General features: G+C 70.1%; 18 protein-coding genes. 11 read left to right on the top strand and 7 right to left on the bottom strand.

What is annotated here, in order from left to right:
• Nucleotides 1-10: 10 nt before the first annotated feature.
• Entirely contained in the window at nucleotides 11-673 is a 663-nt protein-coding gene (gene nucS / locus AB0B64_RS50935) for an endonuclease NucS (protein ID WP_357942695.1), read from the bottom strand.
• Nucleotides 674-843: 170 nt separating this feature from the next.
• Here nucS and AB0B64_RS50930 point away from each other — a divergent pair, with 170 nt between their 5' ends.
• From AB0B64_RS50930 to AB0B64_RS50905, 6 genes are all read left to right on the top strand, one after another.
• Nucleotides 844-1,134, top strand: a complete 291-nt coding sequence (locus AB0B64_RS50930; protein ID WP_357942697.1) for an ATP/GTP-binding protein — start codon at nucleotides 844-846, stop codon at nucleotides 1,132-1,134.
• Nucleotides 1,135-1,197: 63 nt separating this feature from the next.
• Nucleotides 1,198-1,902, top strand: a complete 705-nt coding sequence (locus AB0B64_RS50925) for an alpha/beta fold hydrolase (RefSeq protein ID WP_357942699.1) — start codon at nucleotides 1,198-1,200, stop codon at nucleotides 1,900-1,902.
• A 372-nt stretch (nucleotides 1,903-2,274) separates the two neighbouring features.
• Nucleotides 2,275-5,382 carry a LamG-like jellyroll fold domain-containing protein gene (locus AB0B64_RS50920; RefSeq protein ID WP_358197199.1) on the top strand — a complete coding sequence of 1,036 codons (3,108 nt, stop codon included), beginning with the start codon at nucleotides 2,275-2,277 and terminating at the stop codon, nucleotides 5,380-5,382.
• 164 nt (nucleotides 5,383-5,546) lie between these two features.
• Nucleotides 5,547-11,684, top strand: a complete 6,138-nt coding sequence (locus AB0B64_RS50915; protein WP_358197198.1) for an RHS repeat-associated core domain-containing protein — start codon at nucleotides 5,547-5,549, stop codon at nucleotides 11,682-11,684.
• 112 nt (nucleotides 11,685-11,796) lie between these two features.
• Nucleotides 11,797-12,558 (top strand): SDR family NAD(P)-dependent oxidoreductase, encoded by a 762-nt coding sequence (locus AB0B64_RS50910; protein ID WP_357942705.1) that lies wholly within the window; start codon nucleotides 11,797-11,799, stop codon nucleotides 12,556-12,558.
• A gap of 177 nt (nucleotides 12,559-12,735) precedes the next feature.
• A complete protein-coding gene (locus tag AB0B64_RS50905) occupies nucleotides 12,736-13,563 on the top strand; it encodes an alpha/beta fold hydrolase (protein WP_358197197.1) in 828 nt (275 codons plus the stop codon).
• An 85-nt stretch (nucleotides 13,564-13,648) separates the two neighbouring features.
• On the opposite strand, the gene AB0B64_RS50900 is transcribed toward AB0B64_RS50905, so the two are convergent.
• From AB0B64_RS50900 to mce, 3 genes are all read right to left on the bottom strand, one after another.
• Nucleotides 13,649-14,734 carry an AI-2E family transporter gene (locus tag AB0B64_RS50900; protein WP_357942709.1) on the bottom strand — a complete coding sequence of 362 codons (1,086 nt, stop codon included), beginning with the start codon at nucleotides 14,732-14,734 and terminating at the stop codon, nucleotides 13,649-13,651.
• Nucleotides 14,735-14,864: 130 nt separating this feature from the next.
• Entirely contained in the window at nucleotides 14,865-16,157 is a 1,293-nt protein-coding gene (locus AB0B64_RS50895) for a DivIVA domain-containing protein (protein ID WP_357942711.1), read from the bottom strand.
• 166 nt (nucleotides 16,158-16,323) lie between these two features.
• Nucleotides 16,324-16,773, bottom strand: a complete 450-nt coding sequence (gene mce / locus AB0B64_RS50890) for a methylmalonyl-CoA epimerase (protein WP_357942713.1) — start codon at nucleotides 16,771-16,773, stop codon at nucleotides 16,324-16,326.
• A gap of 84 nt (nucleotides 16,774-16,857) precedes the next feature.
• Between mce and AB0B64_RS50885 the strand changes: the two genes are divergently transcribed.
• Nucleotides 16,858-18,042 (top strand): acetyl-CoA C-acetyltransferase, encoded by a 1,185-nt coding sequence (locus AB0B64_RS50885; protein WP_357942715.1) that lies wholly within the window; start codon nucleotides 16,858-16,860, stop codon nucleotides 18,040-18,042.
• A 107-nt stretch (nucleotides 18,043-18,149) separates the two neighbouring features.
• Here AB0B64_RS50885 and AB0B64_RS50880 read toward each other — a convergent pair whose 3' ends face one another.
• The 3 genes from AB0B64_RS50880 to AB0B64_RS50870 all read right to left on the bottom strand — a co-directional run bounded on the left by AB0B64_RS50880 (nucleotide 18,150) and on the right by AB0B64_RS50870 (nucleotide 20,514).
• A complete protein-coding gene (locus AB0B64_RS50880; RefSeq protein ID WP_225290392.1) occupies nucleotides 18,150-18,302 on the bottom strand; it encodes a hypothetical protein in 153 nt (50 codons plus the stop codon).
• Nucleotides 18,303-18,453: 151 nt separating this feature from the next.
• Nucleotides 18,454-19,125, bottom strand: coding sequence for a DUF4230 domain-containing protein (locus tag AB0B64_RS50875; protein WP_357942717.1), 672 nt, complete (start codon nucleotides 19,123-19,125; stop codon nucleotides 18,454-18,456).
• Nucleotides 19,126-19,152: 27 nt separating this feature from the next.
• On the bottom strand, nucleotides 19,153-20,514 hold the full coding sequence (locus AB0B64_RS50870) for a hypothetical protein (RefSeq protein ID WP_358197196.1): 1,362 nt from the start codon (nucleotides 20,512-20,514) through the stop codon (nucleotides 19,153-19,155).
• A 233-nt stretch (nucleotides 20,515-20,747) separates the two neighbouring features.
• On the opposite strand from AB0B64_RS50870, the gene AB0B64_RS50865 reads away from it, so the two are divergent.
• The 4 genes from AB0B64_RS50865 to AB0B64_RS50850 are packed head-to-tail and all read left to right on the top strand — an operon-like array spanning nucleotide 20,748 to nucleotide 24,326.
• The gene (locus tag AB0B64_RS50865; RefSeq protein ID WP_357942721.1) at nucleotides 20,748-21,299 is read left to right on the top strand and encodes a MarR family transcriptional regulator; all 552 of its coding nucleotides are present in this window, start codon (nucleotides 20,748-20,750) and stop codon (nucleotides 21,297-21,299) included.
• On the top strand, nucleotides 21,283-22,221 hold the full coding sequence (locus AB0B64_RS50860; protein ID WP_357942723.1) for a tetratricopeptide repeat protein: 939 nt from the start codon (nucleotides 21,283-21,285) through the stop codon (nucleotides 22,219-22,221). The genes AB0B64_RS50865 and AB0B64_RS50860 overlap by 17 nt, the downstream gene beginning before the upstream one ends.
• Before the next feature lie 9 nt (nucleotides 22,222-22,230).
• Nucleotides 22,231-22,860 (top strand): cytidylate kinase-like family protein, encoded by a 630-nt coding sequence (locus AB0B64_RS50855; RefSeq protein ID WP_357942725.1) that lies wholly within the window; start codon nucleotides 22,231-22,233, stop codon nucleotides 22,858-22,860.
• A gap of 56 nt (nucleotides 22,861-22,916) precedes the next feature.
• Nucleotides 22,917-24,326 carry an NAD-dependent malic enzyme gene (locus AB0B64_RS50850; protein WP_357942727.1) on the top strand — a complete coding sequence of 470 codons (1,410 nt, stop codon included), beginning with the start codon at nucleotides 22,917-22,919 and terminating at the stop codon, nucleotides 24,324-24,326.
• The last annotated feature ends 239 nt before the right edge of the window (nucleotides 24,327-24,565 follow it).

Below are 24,565 nucleotides of genomic sequence, written 5' to 3'. Positions count from 1 at the left end.
GTGGTGTGTATCAGAAGAGCGTGGGGTTCTCCGGTTCGATCCCGCGCAGCGCGTCGTAGTCGAGCGTGACGCAGTGGATGCCCCGGTCGGTGGCCAGCACGCGGGCCTGGGGCTTGATCTCCTGGGCGGCGAAGACGCCGCGGACCGGGGTCAGCAGCGGGTCGCGGTTGAGCAGCTCCAGATAGCGGGTCAGCTGCTCGACGCCGTCGATCTCACCGCGGCGCTTGATCTCGACCGCCACCGTCGCGCCGACCGCGTCGCGGCACAGGATGTCGACCGGGCCGATCGCCGTCATGTACTCGCGGCGGACCAGCGTGTAGCCGGGGCCCAGCGTCGTGATGTGCTCGGCGAGCAACTCCTGAAGGTGCGCCTCGACGCCGTCCTTGATCAGACCGGGGTCGACGCCGAGCTCGTGACTGGAGTCGTGGAGGACCTCGTCCATCGTCAGGACCAGCTTCTCGCCGGACTTGCCGTGGGTGACGGTCCAGGTCTGGCCGTCCTCCTTGAGCTTGCACGGCGGGTTCATCCAGTTGAGCGGCTTGAAAGCCCGGTCGTCGGCGTGGATGGACACGCTGCCGTCCGCCTTGATGAGAATGAGCCTCGGCGCCATCGGCAGGTGAGCCGTGAGCCGTCCGATGTAATCCACGCTGCATCGCGCGATGACCAGCCGCATGACGGCCAACCCTACCGGCTCTGGAAAACTGGACGCATGGCGTTCGCGATGGTGGGAGTGGTCGCCCCCGGCCCAAGGGGTGCGGGGGCCGGCGAGATGTCCGTTCGGGCGGAGCCATTCGTACGGGCGGAGCCATTCGTACGGGCGGAGCCATTCGTACGGGCGGAGCCATGAGCCCGCGCCGCGCCCGCCGCAGGGAGTCCTCGCGCCCGCTCGGCCTGCCCGGGGGCATGGAGCGGGTGGAGGAATGGCCGGACGGCGAGTGGAAAGTCCGCATGCTCACCGGCTCCTCCTCGACCAAGGACTACCGTTGCCCCGGCTGCGACCAGGAGATCCGCGGCGGCCAGCCGCACCTGGTGGCCTGGCCGAGCTGGAGCGGCGGCGACGACGAGCGTCGCCATTGGCATCCGGCCTGCTGGCGAAAGAGACTGGATCGCGGCCCCGGCCGCAGCCGCTACTGAGCGGCCCCGTCCCCGCCCCCAGCCCCCGCCCCAAGGGGCAAGATCACACTGAAGGGACCGACCTTGGAGATTCGCGCGGCGACGGTGCTGCCCGCCCGGCGAGAGCCGATCGAGTTGCACACGGCCGACGGCCAGACCCTGGTCGGGGAGCTGGCCCTGCCCCTCGACCGGCCCCCTGTGGCGACACTCGTCACCTTCCATCCCCTGCCCACCCACGGCGGGTTCATGGACAGCCACGTCTTCAAGAAGGCGGCCAACCGCCTGCCCGCCCTGGCCGACCTGGCCGTGCTCCGCTTCAACACGCGCGGCACCTCCTCCGAGCGTGGCACCTCCTCCGGCACCTTCGACGGAGGGGAGGGGGAGCGGTTCGATGTGGCGGCGGCGCTGGAGTACGCCGAATACCACGACCTGCCGCACGTGTGGGCGGTCGGCTGGTCGTTCGGCACCGAGCTGACGCTGAAATGGGCCCGCGACCCGCTCGTGGAGGGCGCCATCCTCCTCTCGCCGCCGCTGCATCGGGCCACGGACGAGGACCTGGACGCGTGGGCCGAATTCGGCCGGCCGCTGGTGGCGCTGGTGCCGGAGTTCGACGACTACCTGCGGCCCGAGGAGGCCAGGCGGCGCTTCGCGCGGGTGCCGCAGGCCGAGGTCATCGGGGTCGACGGGGCCAAGCACCTGTGGGTGGGCGAGCCTTACGTACGCATCGTGCTGGATCAGATCGTCAGCCGGGTGAACCCGGCCGCGGCCCCGCTGCCCGTCGACGCCTGAGTTGGCGATTATTTTCGGACATCGTGTAGTTCTTGATGAAATCCGCCGAAAGATCTAGACGAATCCTCTATCGCGGGTGACAATCCGATCGTCAATTGAAGATCGCGGCGTCGCCGGGCGGGCCTGACCTGCGTGGCGTCTCCGGCTCGGCAGCGGCGAGGGTGGATGCGCGTAGTTCGTGGTCTGGTCGTGGTGATGTTGGCAGGGGCGGTAGTGGCAGGGCCCCTTGATCATCTGGATGCCGTCGCCAGCGCGCGACAGAAGAGCACGGACACCGTTCTCCGAGAACAGAGCACGAACGCGGGGACCCCGGCGGAGAAATCCGCTCTCGCCCTGGCCCGCCGGGACGGCCGGCCGGTCGAGGTGGAGTCGATGCGCACCGAGACGCGCCAGGTCTTCGCCCAGCCGGGCGGCACCCTCCTCCTGGAGCAGTACGCGCGGCCGGTACGCGTCCGCAAGGCAGGCGGCTGGGTGGCCGCGGACGCGGCACTCCGGTTTCAGCCGGACGGGTCGATCGCCCCGATCGCCACATCGGTGGATCTCCGCTTCTCCGGCGGGGGCGGCGCGCCGCTCGCCCGGATGGCCCGCGGCGCCAAGGCAATGGAACTCAATTGGCCGGGGCAGCTGCCCAAGCCGACGCTGAGCGGTGACACCGCGACCTACGCCGAAGTGCTACCGGGCGTGGACCTCCAGGTGAAGGCGGACGTCGACGGCTTCTCGCATCTCCTGGTGGTCAAGTCGCGGGCGGCGGCCGAGAACAAGGCCCTGACCGAGCTGAGCTTCCCGATCTCGACCGCCGGCCTGTCGATGAAGTCCACCGAAGGCGGCAACCTCGAAGCCAACGACGCGAACGGCGGCACGATCTTCACCGCCTCGCCGCCGATGATGTGGGACTCCTCCGGATCCTCGGCCGCGCGCACGCTGGCCGCCGGGGAAGGCTCACCCGCCGACGCCCGGCACGAGGTGATGGGCCTGCGGCTCGTGGGCAAGAAGCTGCTGCTCAAGCCGCATCGCGGCATGATCGAGGACCCGGCGACCCGCTATCCCATCTACCTGGACCCGTTCTTCTCGGCGGCCCGGGGCGCGTGGACCTCCGTCTGGAGCAACAACCCCACCTCCAACTTCCTGAACGCCAACGACGTCGCCAGGGCGGGACACGTCCCCGGGCAGACCAACAGGTCGTTCTTCCAGATGAACACCGGCTCGACCATCCACGGCAAGCAGATCATCAAGGGGACGCTGCGGACGTACGAGACGTGGTCCTACTCGTGCACCAAGCGGCCGGTCGAAGCCTGGTCCACCAACTCCATCAGCAAGGCCACCACCTGGAACAAGCAGCCGACGTGGGTCAAGCTCCTCGACACCCAGAACGTGGCGAAGGGCTGGGGATCGTCCTGCCTGCCCGGCGGCGTGGAGTTCAACGTCACCAGCCAGGTCGTGGACGCCGCCGCGAAGAGCTGGCCCAACATCACCATCGGGCTCAGGGCGACGGACGAGGGCGACAACTACGGCTGGAAGAAGTTCAAGAACAACCCCAGCCTGGTGATCGAGTACAACTCGCTGCCGTCCGCGCCCGTCGCGGCCGACATGTGGTCGGACCCGGGAGGCGCCTGCGTCTCCGGGGACGCGCGGCCGGTCATCGGCGGCACGACGCCGAAGCTGTGGGCCAAGCTGCGTGACGTCGACAACTCGGTCAAGGGCCGGTTCGAGTGGTGGACCGCGGCCGGTGTGAAGGTCAGCGAGTACGTCACCGGGCTGCAGAGCACGGGCAGCGCCTTCTACGCGCAGGTTCCCGCGGGCGCCTACGCCGACGGTTCGGTGATCCGCTGGCGGGTCCGCGCCGAGGACGGCAAGGCCAACAGCGCCTGGGGCCCCTGGTGCGAGGCCACGGTCGACGCCTCCGCTCCCGGCAAGGAGCCGGGCGTGACGTCGTCGCAGTACCCCGAGGGCGGCTGGAACGACGGCGTCGGCCGGGCCGGCTCCTTCACCTTCACCCCCAACGGCGTCTCCGACGTCGCCACCTACGTCTACGGGCTCGACACCACGCCGAAGACGGAGGTCGCGGCCGGCCAGGCGGACGGCACGGCGACGATCCAGCTGACCCCGCGGCATGACGGCCCCAACGTGCTGTCGGTACGCAGCAAGGACCGCGCCGGACAGCAGGGCCCGATCCGCACCTACCTGTTCAACGTCAACGCGGGCACCGGCCCCGACGGCCATTGGGCACTCGACGAGGGCCAGGGCACGGTGGCCGCCGACCGTACGAACGCCCACCACGCCACCCTGTCCGGCCAGGCCACCTGGACGACCGGCAGGACCGGACTGGGCCTGCGGCTGGACGGAGTGAGCGGCCAGGCGCAGACCAACGGCCCCGTCGTGTCCACCCAGGGCAACTTCACCGTCACCGCCTGGGCCCGGCTGACCAGCGCGAACGCCACCGCGACAGCGGTCAGCCAGGGCGGTACCCGGGCCGGCGGCTTCGCGCTGCAGTACTCCAAGGCCGACGACCGCTGGGCGCTGAGCCGTACCGTCGCGGACGCCGACGGGGCGCAGAGCGTGCGCGCGCTGTCGGCGGCGGCGCCGAGGCTCGGCGAGTGGACCCATCTCACCGGCGTGTACGACGCGGCGGCCAGGGAGCTGTCCCTGTACGTCAACGGACGGCTGGAGTCGACGGTCCCGTTCACCCAGCCATGGGACGCGACCGGGGCGCTGGCCATCGGCAGGGGGACGGTCAACGGGGCGGCGGCCGAATTCTGGCCCGGCGACCTCGACGAGGTCCGCGTCTATGGGCGGGCCATGTTCGCCGACGAGGTCGCCGACCTGGTGAACAGCGCCGCGACGCTGGTCGGGCACTGGAAGCTGGACGAGGAGTCCGGCACCACCGCCGCCGACTCCTCCGGCAAGGGCACGGCCGCGACACTGGCCGGCGCCGCGACCTGGGGTGAGGGCTGGCTGGACGGCGGCCTGGCGCTCGACGGGGTCAACGGCCACGCGCAGGCCGGCGCGCCCGCCGTCAACACCAAGGCCGGGTTCACCGTCGCGGTCTGGACGCAGCTCGACTACCTGCCGACCCGCGACGCCGCCGCCGTCTCCCAATCCGGCACCCGGGCCAGCGGTTTCCAGCTCGGCTTCGACAAGGAGCAGGGGCGGTGGGTGCTCGGCATGGCCGCCGCCGACACCGACACCGCCGCGCTGGTGCGCACGCGGTCCGACGCCGTACCCGCGCCGATGGAGTGGACCCATGTGGCCGGGGTCTATGACCCGCTCCAGGGCGAGCTGCGCGTCTACGTCAACGGCCGCCTGTCGACCAGCACCATCGCCGACCACGTAAGCGCGTGGAACGCCACCGGCCCGCTGCAGCTCGGCCGGGCCAAGACCGCGGGCGTCTTCGCCGGCTACTGGCCGGGAACCGTGGACGACGTCCGCACCTATGACGGTGTCCTCAACGCCGAGCAAATCTCTCAACTAGCCGCCCAGTAATCCCCCATAGACCTAGTCGCCCAGTAACCCCCCATAGACCGGGAGAGGTCGAAATGGATCAACCGAGCGAGTTAGACCTGCCGGAAGCCTACTGGAATCGTTTACAGCAACCCGCGAAACGGTCGTCGTGGCCCCGCCGGCTGGCGGCCACACTGACCGTGGTCATGGTCTCGACACTGGTGTCGGGGATGCCCGCCCAGGCCGCGACCCGTTCCGCGCCGAACGTGCAGAAAGAGACGCCGGTAACCGGGAAGAAGGTCCCGGTGCTGCCACCGCAGGCCGATCCGGCGCAGAAACAGGCGTGGAAGGCGCCACCAGGCACGACCTGGCCTAAGGCGCAGACGGTCGAGCTGACCACGACCGGCGACGCGCAGGCCAGAACGCTCGGCGCCGACACCTTCCCGATCCGCCTGGCCGCCCCGAAGGCGGGCACGAAAACCGCCAAGGCGGCGGCCTCTCCCACCCCCGCCCGCGTCGAGCTGCTGGACCCCGCCCAGACCCAGCGGGCTGGCCTGCTCGGCCTGGCCCTGCGGGTCTCACCGGGTCAGGGCCTGGCGGCCAAGAGCGGGAAGACCCGCCTGGCGATCGACTACTCGGGCTTCCGCTACGCCTCCGGCGGCGACTACGGCGCCCGGCTGCGGCTCGTACGGCTGGACGAGTGCGTACTGACCGCCACCGCGACCGGCTGCCCGCAGCCGCAGCCGGTGCCGGGCGACAACGACACCAAGGCGGGTACGCTGACCGCCGACGTGGACATGCCGGCGATGTACGCGCTGACGGCGGCCCCTTCGGGCTCGTCGGGCGACCACGCGGCCACCTCGCTCGCCCCTTCGGCACAGTGGAGCGTCGGCGCCCAGTCCGGCGACTTCAGCTGGGGTTACGAGCTACGCGCGCCGCCCGCGCTGGGCGGTGACGAGCCGGACCTGTCGATCGACTACTCCTCCCAGAGCGTGGACGGCCGTACCGCCTCCACCAACAACCAGCCCTCCTGGGCCGGTGAGGGCTTCGAGCTGAACCCCAGCGGCTACGTCGAACGCCGCTACAAGTCCTGCATGATCGACGGCAAGAAGACCGGCGACCTGTGCTGGGACCAGGACAACGCGACGCTCTCCCTCGGCAACTCGGCCGTCGAGCTGGTCAAGGACGCCACCACCAAGCAGTGGCGCCCCAAGCGCGACGACGGCACCCGGATCGAATACCTCACCGGAGCCGTGAACGGCGACAACAACGGTGAGTACTGGCGCGTCACGACCGCCGACGGCACCCAGTTCACCTTCGGCCTGAACCGCCTGCCCGGCTGGGCCACCGGCAAGCCGGAGACGAAGTCGGTCCAGACCGTGCCGGTGTTCGGCAACAACAGCGGCGAGCCCTGCTACAACAGCACCCCGGCCAACGCCTGGTGCCAGCAGGCCTACCGGTGGAACCTGGACTACGCGGTGGACACCCACGGCAACGCCACCACCTACTGGTACGCCCTGGAGAACAACTACTACGGCCGCAACATGAAGCCCGAGCTGGGCACCCTGTACGCGCGCAGCGGCTACCTCACCCGCATCGACTACGGCTACCTGCAGAACGAGCTGTTCACCAAGGCGCCCGCGGCCCGCGTGGTCTTCGACGTGGCCGAGCGCTGCCTGCCCAGCGGGACGATCACCTGCGCCGCCGACCAGCTCAAGAAGGAGACCGCGAGCAGCTGGCCGGACGTCCCGTTCGACCAGATCTGCGACTCCGGGGTGAAGTGCACCGACCGCCTGTCACCGACGTTCTTCACGCGCAAGCGGCTGTCCAAGGTCACCACCCAGGTGGTCAACACCGACACCGCCAAGTGCGGCGGCGCGCAGTACTGTCCGGTGGACTCCTGGACGCTGACGCACCAGTTCCCCGCCACCGGTGACGGCCTCAGCCCGTCGCTGTGGCTGGCCTCGATCCAGCAGAGCGGCCACGTGGGCGGCACGATCACGCTGCCCAAGATCACCTTCACCGGTGTCCAGCTGCCCAACAGGGTGGACGCCAACGAGGGCCGCGCCCCGCTGGTCAAGTGGCGGGTCCAGGCGGTGAACAACGAGAGCGGCGGCGAGCTCCGGATCAATTACGCCCCGGCCGACTGCAAGCCGGGAGACCTGCCGGCCGCCGACAAGAACACCAGGCGTTGCTTCCCGCAGCGCTGGGCCCCGGCGAACGAGGCCGAGGTCACCGACTGGTTCCACAAGTACGTGGTGACGCAGACGGTGGAGGCCGACCGGGTGGCGGGCTCGCCGAACGTGGTCACCGACTACGAGTATCTGGACGGCGGCGCCTGGCGCTACGCCGAGAACATCCTCGTCAAGCCCGAGCACCGCACGTGGTCGGACTGGCGCGGGTTCGGCCGGGTACGGGTGCGCGAGGGCGACGGCCAGGACACCAAGCGCACGCTCACGGAGTTCAGGTACTTCCGCGGCATGGACGGCGACCGTCAGGCCGACGGCTCCAAGCGCGACGTGCAGGTCGTGGACACCGAGGGCGGCAAGCTGGACGACCTCGACCAGCTGTCCGGGTTCGAGCGGGAGGAGATCCTCTACGACGGCGACGGCGGGGCCATCCTGACCGCGACCGCCGAGGAGCCGTGGTCGCTCAAGACCGCCGAGTCCACGCAGGGCGGCGTCACCAAGACCGCGTACGCGGTCGAGCCCAAGTCGATGGTCACCCGCACCGCGTTGAGCGGCGGCAAGTGGCGGCGTACCGGCGAGGAGCGCGCGTACGACGCCAAGGGCCTGCTGACCCAGGTGGAGGAGAAGGGGGACCTGGCCAGCGCCGACGACGACCAGTGCACCCGCTACACCTACGCCCGCAACGACACGGCCTGGATGCTCGACTACACCAGCAGGATCCAGAAGGTCGCCGCCGGCTGCGGCACCGGAGTGTCCGCGCTGGCCGCCGGTGACGTGATCTCCGACCAGCGGGTCCAGTACGACGGCAAGGCGTACGGCCAGGCACCGAGCAAGGGCGACGTGACCGCCGTCCAGCTCGCCACCGGGGACGGCACGACGACCACCGACAGCACCCACACCTACGACACCTACGGCCGCGAGACCAGCGAGACCGACGCGGTCGGCACCAAGTCCGTGACCACCTACACCCCGACCGCGGGCGCCCCCGCGACGGAGATCACGGAGACCAACCAGCTCGGCCACGTCGACCGCACCCTGCTCGAACCGGCCTGGGGCGAGCCCGTCGCCGAGATCGACGCGAACAACCGTCGCGTCGACATGGAGCACGACGCGCTCGGCCGCCTGGTCAAGGTCTGGCAGCCCGACCGGAGCAAGGCGGCCGGGCAGACGCCGAACACCGAGTACTCCTACCTGATGCGCAACGACGGCCCCAGTGTCGTCACCACGAAGACGCTGCGCGCGGACGGCGGCTACACCACCAGCCACGAGCTGTACGACGGCCTGATGCGCGAGCGCCAGACCCAGGAGCCCGCGCCCCGCGACGACCAGACGCAGGACCCCGCGCTGCGTGACGGGCGCACGATCACCGACACCGTCTACAACTCGCTCGGCGAGGCGGCCAAGTCCAACACCGGCTACTTCGCCACCGGAACGCCGTCCACCGAGCTGCTCGCGGTGGCCGACGCCGACGTGCCGACCCAGGTCGTGTCGTCCTTCGACGGCGCCGGCGACGTCAACGCCCAGGTCCTCAAGGCGAAGGGCGTGGAGAAGTACCGGGTCAGCGCCACGCAGGAGGGCGACCGGATCCACGTGACGCCGCCGCCGGGCGGCACCGCGACGACCCGCATCGGCGACGCCGACGACCGCCTCATCGAGCTGCGCCAGTACAAGGGCGCGACCCCGACCGGCGAGTACGAGTCCACCAAGTACACCTACGACCCCGCGGGACAGCTGTCCACCGTGACCGACCCCGCGGGCAACGTGTGGCGCCACCACTACGACCTGCGCGGACGGGAGATCAAGACCGAGGACCCCGACAAGGGCGTCACCTCGATGACCTACAACGACGCCGACGAGCTGGTCACCACGACCGACGCCCGCGGCAAGACCCTCTGGTACGGCTACGACGAGCTGGGCCGCAAGAAGGAGCTGCGCGACGGCTCCGCGACCGGTCCGCTGCTGGCCGAGTGGAAGTACGACGCGCTGGCCAAGGGCCACCTGAACGCCAGCATCCGCTACGCGGGCGGGCAGGCGTACAAGGCGGAGATCAACGCCATCGACTCGAGCTACCGCTCGCTGCGCCAGACCGTCACCGTCCCCGAGCGGGAGGGCAAGCTGGCCGGTTCGTACCAGCTCAACACCCGCTACACGCTCGACGACCAGGTCCAGTCCGTCAGCTTCCCGGCAGCGGGCGGCCTGGCGGAGGAGTCGGTCGTCTACTCCTACGACGAGCTCAGCCAGCCGACCAAGGTCACCGGCCTGTCGTCGTACGTGACCGCGACCCGTTACTCCAAGCTGGGCGAGACCCTGCAGTACGAGCTGGGCGCCGGCGGGAAGAAGACCTGGCTCACCTACACCCACGACGAGGCCACCCGCAGGCTGACCAGGATGCGGCTGGACAGGGAGAGCGCGGCGGCCACCGACCTCGACCTCAACTACACCTACGACGCCGTGGGCAACGTCACCAAGATCGCCGAGCGGGCGGGCGGTCAGGACACGCAGTGCTTCAAGTACGACCATCTGCGCCGCATGACCTCGGCGTGGACGGCCACCGACGACTGCGCCAGTGGCACCCCGCAGTCGGACAAGATCGGCGGTGTGGCCCCCTACGCGACCAGCTACACCTACGACGCCACCGGCAACCGGACCAAGGAGACCAAGCACGCCTGGGGCGGCGCGGCCGAATCCGTCCGCACCTCCGCCTACCCGGCGGCGGGCGGCAAGCAGCCGCACGCGCTCCAGAGCGTCGGGGCGGACGTGTTCGCCTATGACGAGGCGGGCAACACCACCAGGCGCAAGGTCGGCAACTCGGACCAATCCCTGGTCTGGGACGCCGAGGGCAACCTGGAGTCGGTGACGGAGGCGGGCAAGACGACCTCGTTCGTGTACGACGCGGACGGCGAGCGGCTGCTCCGCAAGACCACGACCGACGCCACCCTGTACGTCGACGACATGGAGCTGCGCTTCGACTTCGCCAAGGACGCGGTCGAGCAGACCCGCTACTACACCATCAACGACCAGCCCATCGCGGTCCGCACGCCGGACAACCAGGTCTACTTCCTGGCCAACGACCACCAGGGCACCGGACAGGCCGCGGTCAACGCCGGGACCGGTGAGCTGGCCATCAGGAGGATGACGCCGTTCGGCGAGGACCGGGGGTCGGCACCACCCTGGTGGCCTGGCCAGCGCGGTTTCGTCGGTGGCGGCAACGACCCGACGACCGGGCTGGTCCACCTCGGCGCCCGCGAGTACGACGCCAAGAACGGCCGCTTCCTGTCGGTCGACCCCATCATCGATGAGGAGGACCCGCAGCAGCTCAACGCCTACGCCTATGCCAACAACAGCCCCGTCACCATGAGCGACCCCGACGGGCAGCTGTTCTGGATCGCCGTCGGCATCGCGGCCAGGATCGCGGCCCGGATCATCGCCAGGAAGCTGGCCCAGGCGGCGGCCAGGCGGGCGGCGCTGGCGGCGGCACGGGCGGCGGCCAGACGCGCGGCCATCGCGGCGGCCAAGCGCCGGGCGGCGGCACTGGCCAGGAAGAAGGCCCTGGAGCTGGCCAAGAAGAAGGCCGCTGCGGCGGCCAAGAAGAAGGCACTGGCGGCGGCCAGGAAGAAGGCGGCCGAGAAGGCCAAGAAGGCCGCTGCCGCGGCGGCGAGACGACGGGCCGCGGCGGCGGCGAAACGGCAGGCCAGAAGGGAGGCCGCGGAGGCGGCGGCGAAGAGGCGGGCCGCGGCGGCGGCCAGGGCGCGAAACCACCGGGCAGGCCGGCTCCCACGCGGGATCCAGCAGGCACGGCAACGTCCGGCGCACCGGCCGACCAGCCAACGGGCGGTACAGCGGCAGTCGCCGCCCAGGGCGAGCCGGCAGCCGGCACAGCCAAGGCCGAGCCAGGTCTATCGCAACGACGGCACCACACAGCCGACCCAGTCCTACACCGTTTACGGCAACGGCAGGATGTACCCCGAAGGCCGGCCGCCGACGAACCTCCCGCCGCGCGCCGGCGCCGGGCAGGGAGAGAAGCAGCTCTGGAGGAATGAGGAGATCGAGTTGACCAGGAGGTCCGGCGCGATCGCCGAACTGGGCGCCCGAAGCCAGAAGATCGTGGACAACGTCATTGACACGATCGACACCATCCTGGGTGGCTTGGGTTAGCACTCTGTTCAGCCGATGATGGACCGGCGCGGGGCTCTCGCAGCTCCGCGCCGGTGGCGTTCCCGGACCCTGGCCCCTAGAATCTTGTTCGGTTCCGAGGCGAGGAGGCCCCATGGGCGCGTTCGATCTCACCGGTAAGCAGGCCCTGGTCACCGGGGCGTCGAAGGGGATCGGGCGGGCCATCGCGCTGGCCTACGCCGAGGCGGGGGCCGACGTGGCGCTCGTGTCCCGCTCGGCCGACGCCCTGGCCGAGGTCGCCAAGGAGGTCGAGGCGCTGGGGCGGCGCGCCGTCGTCCTGCCCGCCGACCTCACCGACCGCGACGCGGCCGCAGGCGCCGTGGCGGGGGCGATCGACGGGCTCGGCCACCTCGACATCGTCGTCAACAACGCCGGCGGGTCGAATTTCCTGGTCGAGTTCAAGGATCTGCGCCTGTCCGGCTGGGACAAGATCATCCGGCTCAACCTCGACTCGGCCATGGCGGTCTGTCACGCGGTGGCGCCTCATCTGCTGGGCAGGGGCACCGGCACGGTCATCAACGTGGCGTCGGTGGCGGCGCTGGGCGCGCCGTTCCTCGCCTCATACGCGGCGGCGAAGGCGGGCGTCGTGGCGCTGACGAAGACCCTGGCCGTGGAATGGGCGCGGGCCGGGGTACGGGTCAACGCCCTGTGCCCGGGGTGGACGGCCACGGGCCTGAACCGGAACCTGTGGGAAGACGCCGCGGCGAACGAGGCGACGGTGTCCAGTGTCCCGATGCGTCGTTGGGGGACGGTGGAGGAAATGGCTCACCCGGCGGTCTTTCTGGCTAGTCCGGCTTCTGCCTATATGACGGGTCAGGTGCTGTTCATCGATGGGGGCGCCACGGCCATCGGATAGGGCAGGGACGGTCAAGAACGCGCACGTCACGGCGCTCAGCCGGGGAACCGGAGGAGCGTTTCCCTGGAGGGGGCCCGGCCGCGTATGGCGGGTGGGGCCGGCCGCTGCCGGCCGTAAAAAAGACTGGTGTTTCATAAAGCGGTCAGCACAGCGGCGAATATCGGCATAAGCCGTGCAGTGATTGTCGGGGCGAAGAGGTCTACCGTATCGTCCGTGCAGCTTTACACGAGATCAGCCGGTACGGGACTCCCGGTCGTACTGCTTCACGCCTTTCCGCTCTCGTCGGCCATGTGGCTGGCACAGCGCGAAGGATTGGCCAGGTCATGCCGTGTGATCACGCCTGACCTGCGCGGCTTCGGGGGGTCGCGCCTGGGGGAGGAAGAGCCGTCGGTCGAGGTCATGGCCGACGACGTCGCCAGGTTGCTCGACGCAGAGGGAATCGACCGGGCGGTCATCGGCGGCCTGTCCATGGGCGGCTACGTGACGATGGCGTTCTGCCGTCGCCATCCCGACCGGGTGCAGGGCGTGATACTTGCCGACACCAAGGCGAGCCCGGATCCCGAGCCCGCCCGCGCCAACAGGGAGCGCATCGCCCAGGCGGTCCTGTCCGGCGGCAGCGCGGTGCTGGTGTCCGAGGTGCTGCCCGCGTTGATCGGGCCGACCACCAAGGAGCGCCGCGCCATGGTGTTCGGCCGGGTCAAGGGGCTCGTGCAGTCGGCTCCACCCGGTGCGGTGGCCTGGGCGCAGCGGGCGATGGCCGGGCGGCCCGACTCCTTCGACACGCTGGCCGCGCTCAAGGTGCCGCTGCTGGTCGTGGTGGGGGAGGAGGACGAGCTGGCGACCGTTGCCGACGCGGAGGCGATGGCGCGGGCCGTACCCGACGGGCGGCTGGAGATCATTCCGAAGGCCGGGCACCTGACGGCGGTCGAGCAGCCGGAGGCGTTCAACGCGGCCGTGGCGAAGTTCCTCGACACCGAACTCGGCGGCGCCACCCGACCACGCTGACGGCCCGCACCGCGTCCGTCCGGCTGCGTGCCGCGTCCGTCCGGCTCGTGCCGCGTCCGTCGGCCCGCAGCGGGCCGACGGACGGTCAGGCGCGGGCTTGGCGGGGGAGGACGAACTCGCGGATGATCAGCGCGATGGCCGCCGCGACCGGGATGGCCACCAGCGCGCCCACGATGCCGAGCAGCGCGCCGCCGAACAGCGCGGCGATCACCGTGACCGCCGGCGCCACGTCCACGGAGCGCTTCATGACGCGCGGATAGATCAGATAGTTCTCGACCTGCTGGTAGATCACGAAGAACACCGCGCACGCGATCCCCACGGGCAGCGACTGCAGCAGCCCGACCCCCGTCACCAGCACCGCTCCGATGGTCGCGCCGACGAGCGGGATCAGGTCCGTGAGCGCGACCACCAGCGCCAGCGCCAGCGCGTACTTCACGCCCACGATCGACAGGAAGATCCAGGTCAGCACGCCCGCGATGACCGAGATGAGGACGTTGCCGGCGACATAGCCGCCGATGCCGTCGAGAATCTGCTCGGTGATCTCACCGGTCCGCTCCCGCCGGGAGGCCGGGACCAGCTTGAGCATGTACGACTTGATGGTGTGCAGGGAGCCGAGGAAGTACAGCATGAGCACCAGCAGCGTCACCGTGGTGAACACGCCGTCCAGCACCACCAGCCCCGCCCCCACGACCCCGCTGGCCAGCGAGGGCCCCAGCTCGCTGGTGACGAACGTGGCCAGCTTCGGCAGGATCTGGTAGTCGGCGTCGAGCTGCCGGAGTGTCGGATGGTTGCTGAGCTCGGTCACGTAGCCGGGTACGGCCGCGATGAACTCGGCCAGCTGCTTGCTCACCGGCGGCACCACGGCCAGCCCGAACAGCGCGAACGCCACGATCACCCCGGCGAACACGATCGAGATCGCCCCTCGCCTGGCCAGCCCGCGCCGTTGCAACGCCTCCACGGCCGGGTTCAGCCCGACCGCCAGGAACATCGCCACCACGATCAGGACGATCACGCTCAACGAGCTGACGACCATCTGCGCGATCGCGATCGCGGTCAGCACGCCCAGCCCGCCGATCAGCCCGAACGTGAACGGTCCCCGGGACAGCGGCAGCGCGTACGACGGGGGCTTGGCGACGTCCGCCACGGCAGGGGATTCGGCTTCTGCTGACACGGGGTCTCCTGGGAATTGCGACAAACCACGACACATGCCGTCCGGAACAACAAAGAGAGCCTAGCGACCCCAAGGTCACCAGGCTCTCTTCAGCCGTCAGCCCACCCCCGTGTAGTCGGTCGTGTGACGGTTACTCCTGCCACCACTCCGCGTCGTCCTCGCCCTTGGACTCCGCCTTGGCGGGGGCCGGTGCGGGCTTGTCGCTGGCCGGTGCGGGGGCCGCTGCCGCGATCGCCGGCTTCGGCGGAGCCGCCGTGACGGCGGGCTCGGGCTCCATGCCCGGCAGCGCGGCGCCACCGAGCAGCTGACGCAGCTGCGCCAGGTGGCTGGTGATGCTGTCGCGCTGGCGGGTGAGCTCGTCGACCTGGCGCTGCATCGCGGTGCGCGTGCGCTCGGCGTCGTTCTTCGCCTCGGTCACGATGGTGTCGGCGCTGGACTTGGCCTCGGCGACGATCGTCTCGGAGCTCTTGCGGGCGTTGGCGACCAGCTGCTTGGCGTGCAGGTCGGCCTCGCGCCTGGTCTGGTCGGCCTGCTGGGTGGCCTTCGTGGCCCGCGACTCGGCCGTGGCCGCGCGCTGCTCGGCCTCGGCGACCAGCTTCTGCGTGTTGGCCTGCGCGGTGGCGTGGCGCTCGGCCTCCTGGCGCTCGGCCTCCTCACGCCGCGACGCGAGCTGGATCTCGAACTCCGCCTCGTCCTGCGCCCGCTTGGCCTCGGACTCCTCCAGCACCCGCTGAGCCTGCGCCCGCATCTCGTCGGCCTGCCGCTTCGCGGTGGTCAGCACCTCGTCGCGCTCGCGCTTGGTCGAGGCCCGCAGCTGCGCCACTTCGCGCTCGGTCGTCGTGCGCAGCTTGGCGATCTCGCGCTCGGCGTCGGCGCGCTTCTCCGCCACCTCGTGGTCGGCGGTGGCCCGCAGCTTGGCGACCTCGCGCTCGGTGGTGTTGGTCAGCTCGTCGGCCAGGCGGCGAGCGGTCGAGCGGGTCTCCTCCGCGTCGCGCTCGGCGCTGGTGCGCATCTCGTCGCTCTCACGCGTCGCCTGCGCCCGCTTGTCGGCGGCCTCGGCCTCGGCGGCGGCCCGTACGTCGGCGGCCTCGACCTTGGCGGCGGCCTTGATCTCGTTGGCCTCGGACCGCGCGGCCTGGACGAGCTCGGTGGCCTGCTCTTCGGCCAAGCGCAGCAGCTGCTCGATGCGGGCGCCGAGACCGGAGTAGGTCGGGCGCTCCTGCTCCTGCAACTGGCGCTGGGAGTCGGATAGATCGCGCTGCAGGGACGTCACCTGCTCGCGGGACTGGCGGAGCTCGCCGTCGAGCTGCTTCAGATGATCGTGGACCTGGTGGCGGTCATAACCACGCAGCACGACGTCGAACTCGCGTGCTGGGGCATCCTCGAAGAAATTGTTGAGCTGGGCGTCGATGTCGGACTGCATGGAGGCTCGATCCTGGGTTGTCGAGACGGCTACACGGGCCGGACGGGGGGTTCGGGACAGCCGAGCCAGGAGCCTGTGCCTCGCGGCAGGCGCCTTGTCCGGTGGAAAGCCAGCGTACTCCGCTAGTGCCGCCTGAGAAGCCCCGTCCGACTATCTGCGTGACTAGTTACATACGAGCGGTTTTGGGGTTTGCTGGGGACTCGGTGGCCTGTACGAGCTCAGTGAGCATTCCTCCCACGTCCTTGGGGTGCACAAACGCGATCTCCGACCCCATCGAGCCGTGTCGCGGACGCTCATCGAGCAGCCGCACACCCTTGCCCGCCAACCGATCCATCGCCTCGGCCACGTCCGGCACGCCGAACGCCACGTGATGCACCCCCTCGCCCCGTCTCGCCAGGAACTTTCCCACCGGCGTGTCGGGGGACAACGGCTCCAGCAACTGAATGTAGGAGCTCCCGCCCTCGCCGTCGGCGATGTGGAGCATGGCCTCCCGGACCCCTTGCTCCTCATTCACCTCGCGCGCGACGACGGTCAGCTCGAACGTGTCCGAGAATAGCGCGATCTTGGCGTCGAGGTCGTGACAGGCGATACCGATGTGGTCGATCCGCATGAACATGTGTGGCCTGCCTCCATAGCGAGCGTGCACCTACTCGTGGGTATGGTGTCAAAGAACCCCTCACGTGCACAGGAGGCCGTCGCCATGTCTGGGTCCGTCATCGTAGCCGGAGCTCGTACGCCGATCGGCAGACTGCTGGGCGCCCTGTCCGGGCTGCCCGCCGTGGAGCTCGGGGGCATCGCCATCAAGGCCGCCCTGGAACGCGCCGGCGTGTCGCCGGAGGACGTCGAATACGTGATCATGGGCCAGGTGCTCCAGGCGGGCGCCGGGCAGATCCCCTCCCGCCAGGCCGCGGTCAAGGCGGGCATCCCCATGACCGTCCCCTCACTCACCATCAACAAGGTCTGCCTGTCGGGGCTCGACGCCATCGCCCTGGCCGACCAGCTCATCCGCGCGGGCGAGTTCGACATCGTGGTGGCGGGCGGCATGGAGTCGATGACGAACGCGCCGCACCTGCTGCCGGGCATGCGCAAGGGCGTCAAGTACGGCGGCGCCGAAGTGCTCGACTCGATGGCGCACGACGGGCTGTTCTGCGCGTTCGACCAGTGCGCGATGGGCGAGTCCACCGAGCGCTACAATGCCCGCCTCGGCATCGGCCGCGAGGAGCAGGACGCGCTCTCCGCCCGCTCCCACCAGCTGGCCGCCGCGGCCACCAAGAACGGCGTCTTCGAGGACGAGATCGTGCCGGTGGAGCTCCCGCAGCGGCGCGGCGAGCCGGTGGTCGTCAAGGAGGACGAGGGCATCCGCGGCGACACCACCGTGGACACGCTGGCCGGGCTGCGGCCGGCGTTCGCCGCCGACGGCACGATCACCGCCGGCTCGGCCTCGCAGATCTCCGACGGCGCCTGCGCCGTGGTCGTGATGTCCAAGGCCAAGGCCGAGGAGCTGGGGCTGCCCTGGCTGGCGGAGATCGGCAGGCACGGCAACGTGGCGGGACCCGACACCTCGCTGCAGTCGCAGCCGGCCAACGCCATCAAGCAGGCCCTGGCCAAGCAGGGCCTGAGCGTCGGCGACCTCGACCTGGTGGAGATCAACGAGGCGTTCGCCAGCGTGGTGCTCCAGTCGGCGAAGGAGCTGGGCGTGCCCCTCGACCGGGTCAACGTCAACGGCGGCGGCATCGCGCTCGGCCACCCGATCGGCGCATCGGGCGCCCGCATCGTGCTCACGCTGGCCCACGAGCTCAAGCGCCGGGGCGGCGGCCTGGGCGCGGCCGGGCTGTGCGGTGGCGGCGGCCAGGGTGACGCGCTCATCATCCGCGTACCCGCCTAAAGGCCGCGTACGCCGAAGGGGTGAGAGCTCAGCTCTCACCCCTTCGGCTTACGGAGGTAGGTAGGCCCGGCCGCGAGGGAGGTTGCGGCCGGGCTTCTTGGCGGTGGTCATGAGGAGAGGAATCTGGCGAACACCGAGCGGTGACGACGCTCGGCCTTCTGTCCCTTCAGCGCCTCGCGTACCCGGCGGTGCTCGGCCGCGGCCTCGCGCAGCTCGTCCGCGTGGTTCTTCATGACGACGTATTCGAGTTCGGCGTTCATCCGAATGCTCCCGGTTTCTTTCGGTCCTCTTCCCTGGCACTTTCAAGATTGCTCCTAAGGCCCCTGCCGCCACATCGGGCGGATGCCCTATCTGCGGTCGTAGGCCGACATGAGGAGATACCTAGGGCGCCGGTCGGAGGACCTAAGGCACTTAGGGCTGGTCGGCGAACTTCACCGTCACCTTGGCGAACCCGAGCGACTTGAGCATCCCTTCGAGCATGGCCTTGGTGTTGGTGTCGGCGCGGGCCCGCAGGTCGCTGGCCGCCGCGGCCTCGGAGATCTTGGTCTCGGCCAGGACGTACAGCTCCCGCTGGTCGTCCGGAGACGACGACAGGAAGCCCTGTACGCGGTCCAGCAGCCCACGCTGCTGCGCGAAGACATAGGAACGCCGGTTGTCGAGGTTCGGCTTCTCCAGTTGCGCGCGGGGCAGGCGGATCGTGGCCTCCTTACGGTCCTTCGAGACCGTCACGCCGTTGGCCGCCATGCCGGAGAAATCGACGTAGGCGTCCACGTTGCCCGCCCCCACGAACAGCGTCCGGCTGCCCTTGATGGCGTCGGGCAGGAAGCGGGCGTCCTTCTCCAGGTCGACCACGACCTGGAAGTTGCCGGTCGCCGCCTCGAACCGGCTCAGGTCCTTGATGGATTGCAGGAGCACCGGCTGGCTGCGGTCGATGGTCTGCTCGCCGAACGGATTGAGCCAGGACCAGGCCAGGCGGCCGCCGACCACGAGCAGAACCACCACGACCAGGAACCCGGCCAGATATCGCCACCGGCGGCGCCGCTGCGGTGTGACCGCGGGGGGCGCCGTTTGGGAAGTCGTCATGGCGGTTGACTACCCGACGATCGATCATCATTGCCACCTTTTAGGTGACATCTCCGATCCCCAGTCGGCAGAGCCCTCTTCGTCGCTGGGATTCGGATAGACCGGATAGACCTGTGGAGAGCCCGTCGAGGCCGCCACCGGAGCCGCCGCGGCACCCGCCGGCCCGCCGCCGAAGTGCGTACTCGACAGCTTGCACGCCTGGAAGTCGCTGAAGAACATGCGCAGCCACTCGCGCCGCTGGTGCTCGCTCAACCCGGAGAACCAGGCCGCCGCGTATTGGTGCTCCGGCAGCGGCCCGCCCGGCAGCGGCTCGCCGCGCAGCCAGGCCACCACGATCTCGCGGTAGCCGCCGGCGGGCGTGTCGGGGCACTTGGCGGCCAGCGACTCGACGTACTCGTACACGGCCTCGTCGGCGAAGCCCGCCGACAGGTCGGGCACGTGGATCTGCGCGAGCCCGGCGGACGGCTGCAGCGGCTCTTCCAGCGGCCGTTGCTCGACCCGGGTGAACCCGGCGGGCGTGCCCGCCAGCCGCGACGCGATCTTGGTGAAGGCCGCGCCCAGTTCGGTCAGGCCCGCGCGCATGCCCGGATGCAGGCAGACCGTGATCGGCCAGTCCTGGCAGCTGTAGGCGATCCCCTGGGCGGCGGCGGGCTTGGTCGCGCCCAGCAGCCGGGCCACCCCCGTGCCCGCGGCGAGCACGGCCAGCAGCGCGCACGCCAGCACCAGGGCTTGCCTGGTCACCACCGCCGCCCAGCCGAGCAGCAGCGCCGCCGTGATGCCCAGCAACCAGACCGTCTGGTCGAGGAACGCCGTGCCGCCGAGCCCCTGGAACAGGTCGTACGGCTCGCCCGTGCCGGGCGCCAGCTTGTCGGCCCAGCCCCGGCCGCCGGCCAGCCAGGTGAACAGCCCGTAGCAGGCCAGCCCGGCCAGCGGCGGCGTGTAGGCCTTGGGCAGCAGCCAGCCCGTGATCCACCCGATCACCGAGTAGAGGGCCAGCCCGGCCATGCCCACACCGAGCCCGGCCAGGCTCAGCCGGCCCGACTGCTCGGTGAGCACCGTCTTGATGGCCAGCACCAGCACGGTCGCGCTGAACGAGCCCAGCACCACCACGACGATCGCCAGCGGGGCCTTCAGCGCCCGCCAGGTCGTCAGTGAGCGGCCGCGCAGCGCCCTGCGCTTGCGCATCGCCACCCACGCGGCGAAGGCGGCGGCCACGGGCCCGGTCAGCCGGAGCGAACCGATGACCGCGGCCACGATATTTTCCCACGCGTCTACACCAGGAATCAGGACGCTCCACGCCGCGATCAAGCCGAGCGCAAGGAGCACGGCAACCGTGACGGCCGCGCTCTGCTTCAACTCCTCACGTGTAACGCCCGCGTGCTCACGCACCCGTTTTTCCATTGAAGATCACCAAGCACCCCCCGTGCCCCGATGTCGGCGCGGCGGAAGCGATTCAGTTCGGGCCGGTCCCCACGGCGAATGAACTTGGCTTCCGCGTCACCATCGATGCGAGAACCATAACGGAGCGTGATGATTGACGTCCGGATTCTTGGTCAAGCCGTGAGTCCGATCGCTCTCCGTAACCATACTAATCAGGACGAGCGGCGCGCTACGGTAGCGCTGTGTCGCAGCCCAAGCCGCTCAACCTGCCGTTCGATCCCATCGACCGCGCCGCGGAGACCTGGCGCGCTCACTTCGGGGCCTCCTCCGCCATGGCCGCCGTCACCTCGATCATGAGAGCCCACCAGATCCTGCTGTCGCAACTCGACTCGCTCCTCAAGCCGTACGGGCTGACCTTCGCCAGGTACGAGGCCCTGGTGCTGCTGACCTTCAGCAAGTCCGGAGCCCTTCCGCTGTGGAAGATCGGCGAGCGGCTCATGGTGCATCCGACGAGTGTGACCAACACCATCGACCGGCTGGAGAAGTCGGGATTCGTCTGCCGGATGCCCAATCCGCAGGACGGCCGCGGGGTGCTCGCCGAGATCACCGACGCCGGACGTGACGTCGTACAACGGGCCACGGCCGATCTGATGGCGGCGGACTTCGGTCTGACCATGTACGGCGAGGACGAGCTGCGGCAGCTCTTTGACCGGTTGCGCACGCTGAGGGTGGCGGCGGGTGACTTCTCCGCCGCGTCCATGCGGCAAGATGAGGAGCATGGCGGACTTCTCTAGGCCTGGGTCGCTCTACGGAGCCGTTGATCTGGGCGCGCGTAAGCAGGCACTCGAGGCACAGTCCCGGCGGGAGGCCGGGGGTCCCCAGGCGGCCGCGTCGGGTTCGATCATCGACGTGACCGAGGAGACGTTCACTACCGAGGTCATCGACCGCTCGATGAGCGTGCCGGTCGTCCTCGACCTGTGGTCGCCACGTGCTCCCGGTAGCGCCCAGCTCAGCCCGGTGCTGGAGAAAGTGGTCGGCGACATGGGCGGCCGGGCGATCCTGGCCAAGGTCAACGTCGACGGCAGCCCGCAGATCGCGCAGGCGCTGCGGGTGCAGGCGGTGCCGACCGTGCTGGCCATCTTCCAGGGGCAGGCCGTCACCGGCTTCCAGCAGGTGCTGCCCGAGCAGGAGGTGCGCCGCTGGCTCGACGAGCTGATGGGCGCCGTCGAGCAGTTCTACCAGGCCAACCCTGACGCCCGCCCGGCCGACGTGGGAGAGCAGCAGGACGAGCCCGCCGGCCCGCCCGCCGACCCCGACGTGCTGGCCGCCGAGGAGGCCGTCGACAAGGGCGACCTCGACGCCGCCGAGGCGGCCTACCAGCGGCTGCTGGCCCGCTCGCCGGCCAACGAGGACGCGAAGATGGGGCTGGCGGGGGTCGGCCTGATCAAGCGGACCGCCGACGTCGACCCGGCCGACGTGCAGCGTCGCCTGCAGGACCCGGCCGACATCGACGCCCAGCTGCTCGCCGCCGACCTGGAGATGCTGTCGGGCGCGATCGACGAGGCGTTCGACCGGATCATCGGCGTGGTCAAGCGCACCTCGGGCGACGACCGGGACAAGGCCCGGCGTCACCTGCTCGGCCTGTTCGACGCGCTACCCGCCGAAGACCCTTCTTTGGCCAAGGCACGTAGAGCTTTGTCCAGCGCGTTGTTCTAACCTGGTTATATGCGGGTCGTCACGATCTCGGCGACATATGGCACGGCCGGTAGCCACATAGGTCCGGCCGTGGCCGAACGCTTGGGTGTGCCCTTCGTCGACCGGGCCATCCCCAGCGCCGTCGCCGAGGAGCTCGGCTGCACGCTGGAGGAGGCGCTGGCCCACGACGACCGGGCCGAACACGGCCTCGGCCGGCTGCTCTCCGGCGCGATGCGGCTGCCGACGGTCACCTTCGGCGGCGTCGACATGTACGTCCCCGGCGCGATGCCGATCGCGCAGGAGGAGTTCGTCCGCCGTACCGAACGCCTGCTCGTGGACACGGCGCGGGACCGGGGCGGTGTCTTCCTGGGCAGGGCGGGGGCCCTGGTGCTGGCCGACCATCCCGGCGCGCTGCACGTCAGGCTCGACGCTCCGCTCAAACGCCGGGTACGGCAGACCGCCACGCTGGGCGAGCTCAGCGAGCGCGAGGCGCGCAAGATCGTCGAGGACAACGACCGCGCGCGCACGGCATACGTGCGCCACTTCTATCGGGCGGACCCGTCGGATTCGTCCCTATATCACCTGGTTATCGATAGTACGAGTATTCCTGTAGCGACGTGCGTAGATTTGATCGCGACGGCGGCCGAGGCACTCGACTGACCGAACCCGCCCTACCATGGGATAACTTCTTGGTCAGTCCCGAAGGAGCAATTGACGTGGCGACCGTCCCTAGTGTCTCGTACTCGATCACCGTGCGGCTTGAGGTGCCCGCAGGCGGCAAGGCCGTCAGCCAGCTCACCCACGCCGTGGAGTCGGCGGGTGGTGTGGTCACCGCGCTCGACGTCACCAACGCGGGTCACGAGAAGCTGCGCATCGACGTCACCTGCGCGGCCAGGGACACCGACCACGCGCAGGAGATCGTCGACCAGCTCGAATCCGTCGACGGCGTGGTCATCCACAAGGTCTCCGACCGCACCTTCCTCATGCACCTCGGCGGCAAGATCGAGATGGTGTCGAAGGTCCCGCTGCGCAACCGCGACGAGCTGTCCATGGCCTACACCCCCGGTGTGGCGCGCGTGTCGATGGCCATCGCGCGCAACAAGGAGGACGCGCGGCGCCTGACCATCAAGCGCAACACGGTCGCCGTCGTCACCGACGGCTCCGCCGTGCTCGGCCTGGGCAACATCGGCCCGGAGGCGGCGCTGCCGGTCATGGAGGGCAAGGCGGCCCTGTTCAAACGCTTCGCGGGCATCGACGCCTGGCCGATCTGCCTCGACACGCAGGACGTCGACGAGATCGTCCGCACGGTCCAGGTCATCGCGCCCGGCTTCGGCGGCATCAACCTCGAGGACATCGGCGCGCCGCGCTGCTTCGAGGTCGAGCGGCGGCTGCGCGAACTGCTCGACATCCCGGTCTTCCACGACGACCAGCACGGCACCGCCATCTGCGTGCTGGCCGCGCTCACCAACGCGCTGCGCGTGGTGGGCAAGCCCATCGAAGGCGTCAAGATCGCCATGGCGGGCGCGGGCGCGGCGGGCAACGCGGTGCTGCGCCTGCTGCTCGCGGCGGGCGCGCGCAACGTCATCGTCTGCGACTACCTCGGCGCCGTGCACAAGGGCCGCGACGACCTCGACGAGTCGCTCCACTGGATCGCCGACCACACCAACGCCGAAGGCTACTCGGGCGACCTGCGCGGGGCGGTCAAGGGCGCCGACGTGTTCATCGGGGTGTCCGCGCCGGGCATCCTGACCGGCGACGACATCGCCACGATGGCCGACGGCGCGGTGGTGTTCGCCCTGGCCAACCCGGAGCCCGAGGTGTCGCCCGACGACGCCCGCGAGCACGCGGCCGTGGTGGCGACCGGCCGCTCCGACTATCCCAACCAGATCAACAACGTGCTGGCGTTCCCGGGCGTGTTCCGCGGCCTGCTCGACGCCCAGGCGACCGAGGTGAGCCAGGAGATGCTGCTGGCGGCGGCGCACGCGCTGGCGGCCGTGGTGTCTCCGGAGGAACTCGGGCCCAACTACATCGTGCCCAGCGTGTTCCACCCGGACGTGGCGACGGCCGTGGCCGCCGCCGTCCGCGACTCAGCGGGTGGGCGTGCGCGGGGCTTCACAGAAGCCTGATTGCTTTTTAGAAGCAGACAATCGCCTTCTTTTACGGCACAGCCGCTCCCACCGCCACCCGCCGACCGGGGTTGAGGGCCTCCAGGAAGACGGCCGCTGACCGGTGCGTGGCCGGGCGCCGTTACGGCGTCTTCTGAGCCGGTGGCGACGTTTTCGTGACCGGCGGGATGCTGCGGTAGTCCGCCCGCAGGACGAGGTTGTGGCGCCGGCCGTGGGTGGTGACCGGTCCCCGGCGCCCG

It is taken from the genome of Nonomuraea sp. NPDC049129 (assembly GCF_040648495.1).
GTDB lineage: Bacteria > Actinomycetota > Actinomycetes > Streptosporangiales > Streptosporangiaceae > Nonomuraea.
Note: the sequence above shows the minus strand (reverse complement) of the source record. Positions and strands in the feature narration are given on the sequence as shown.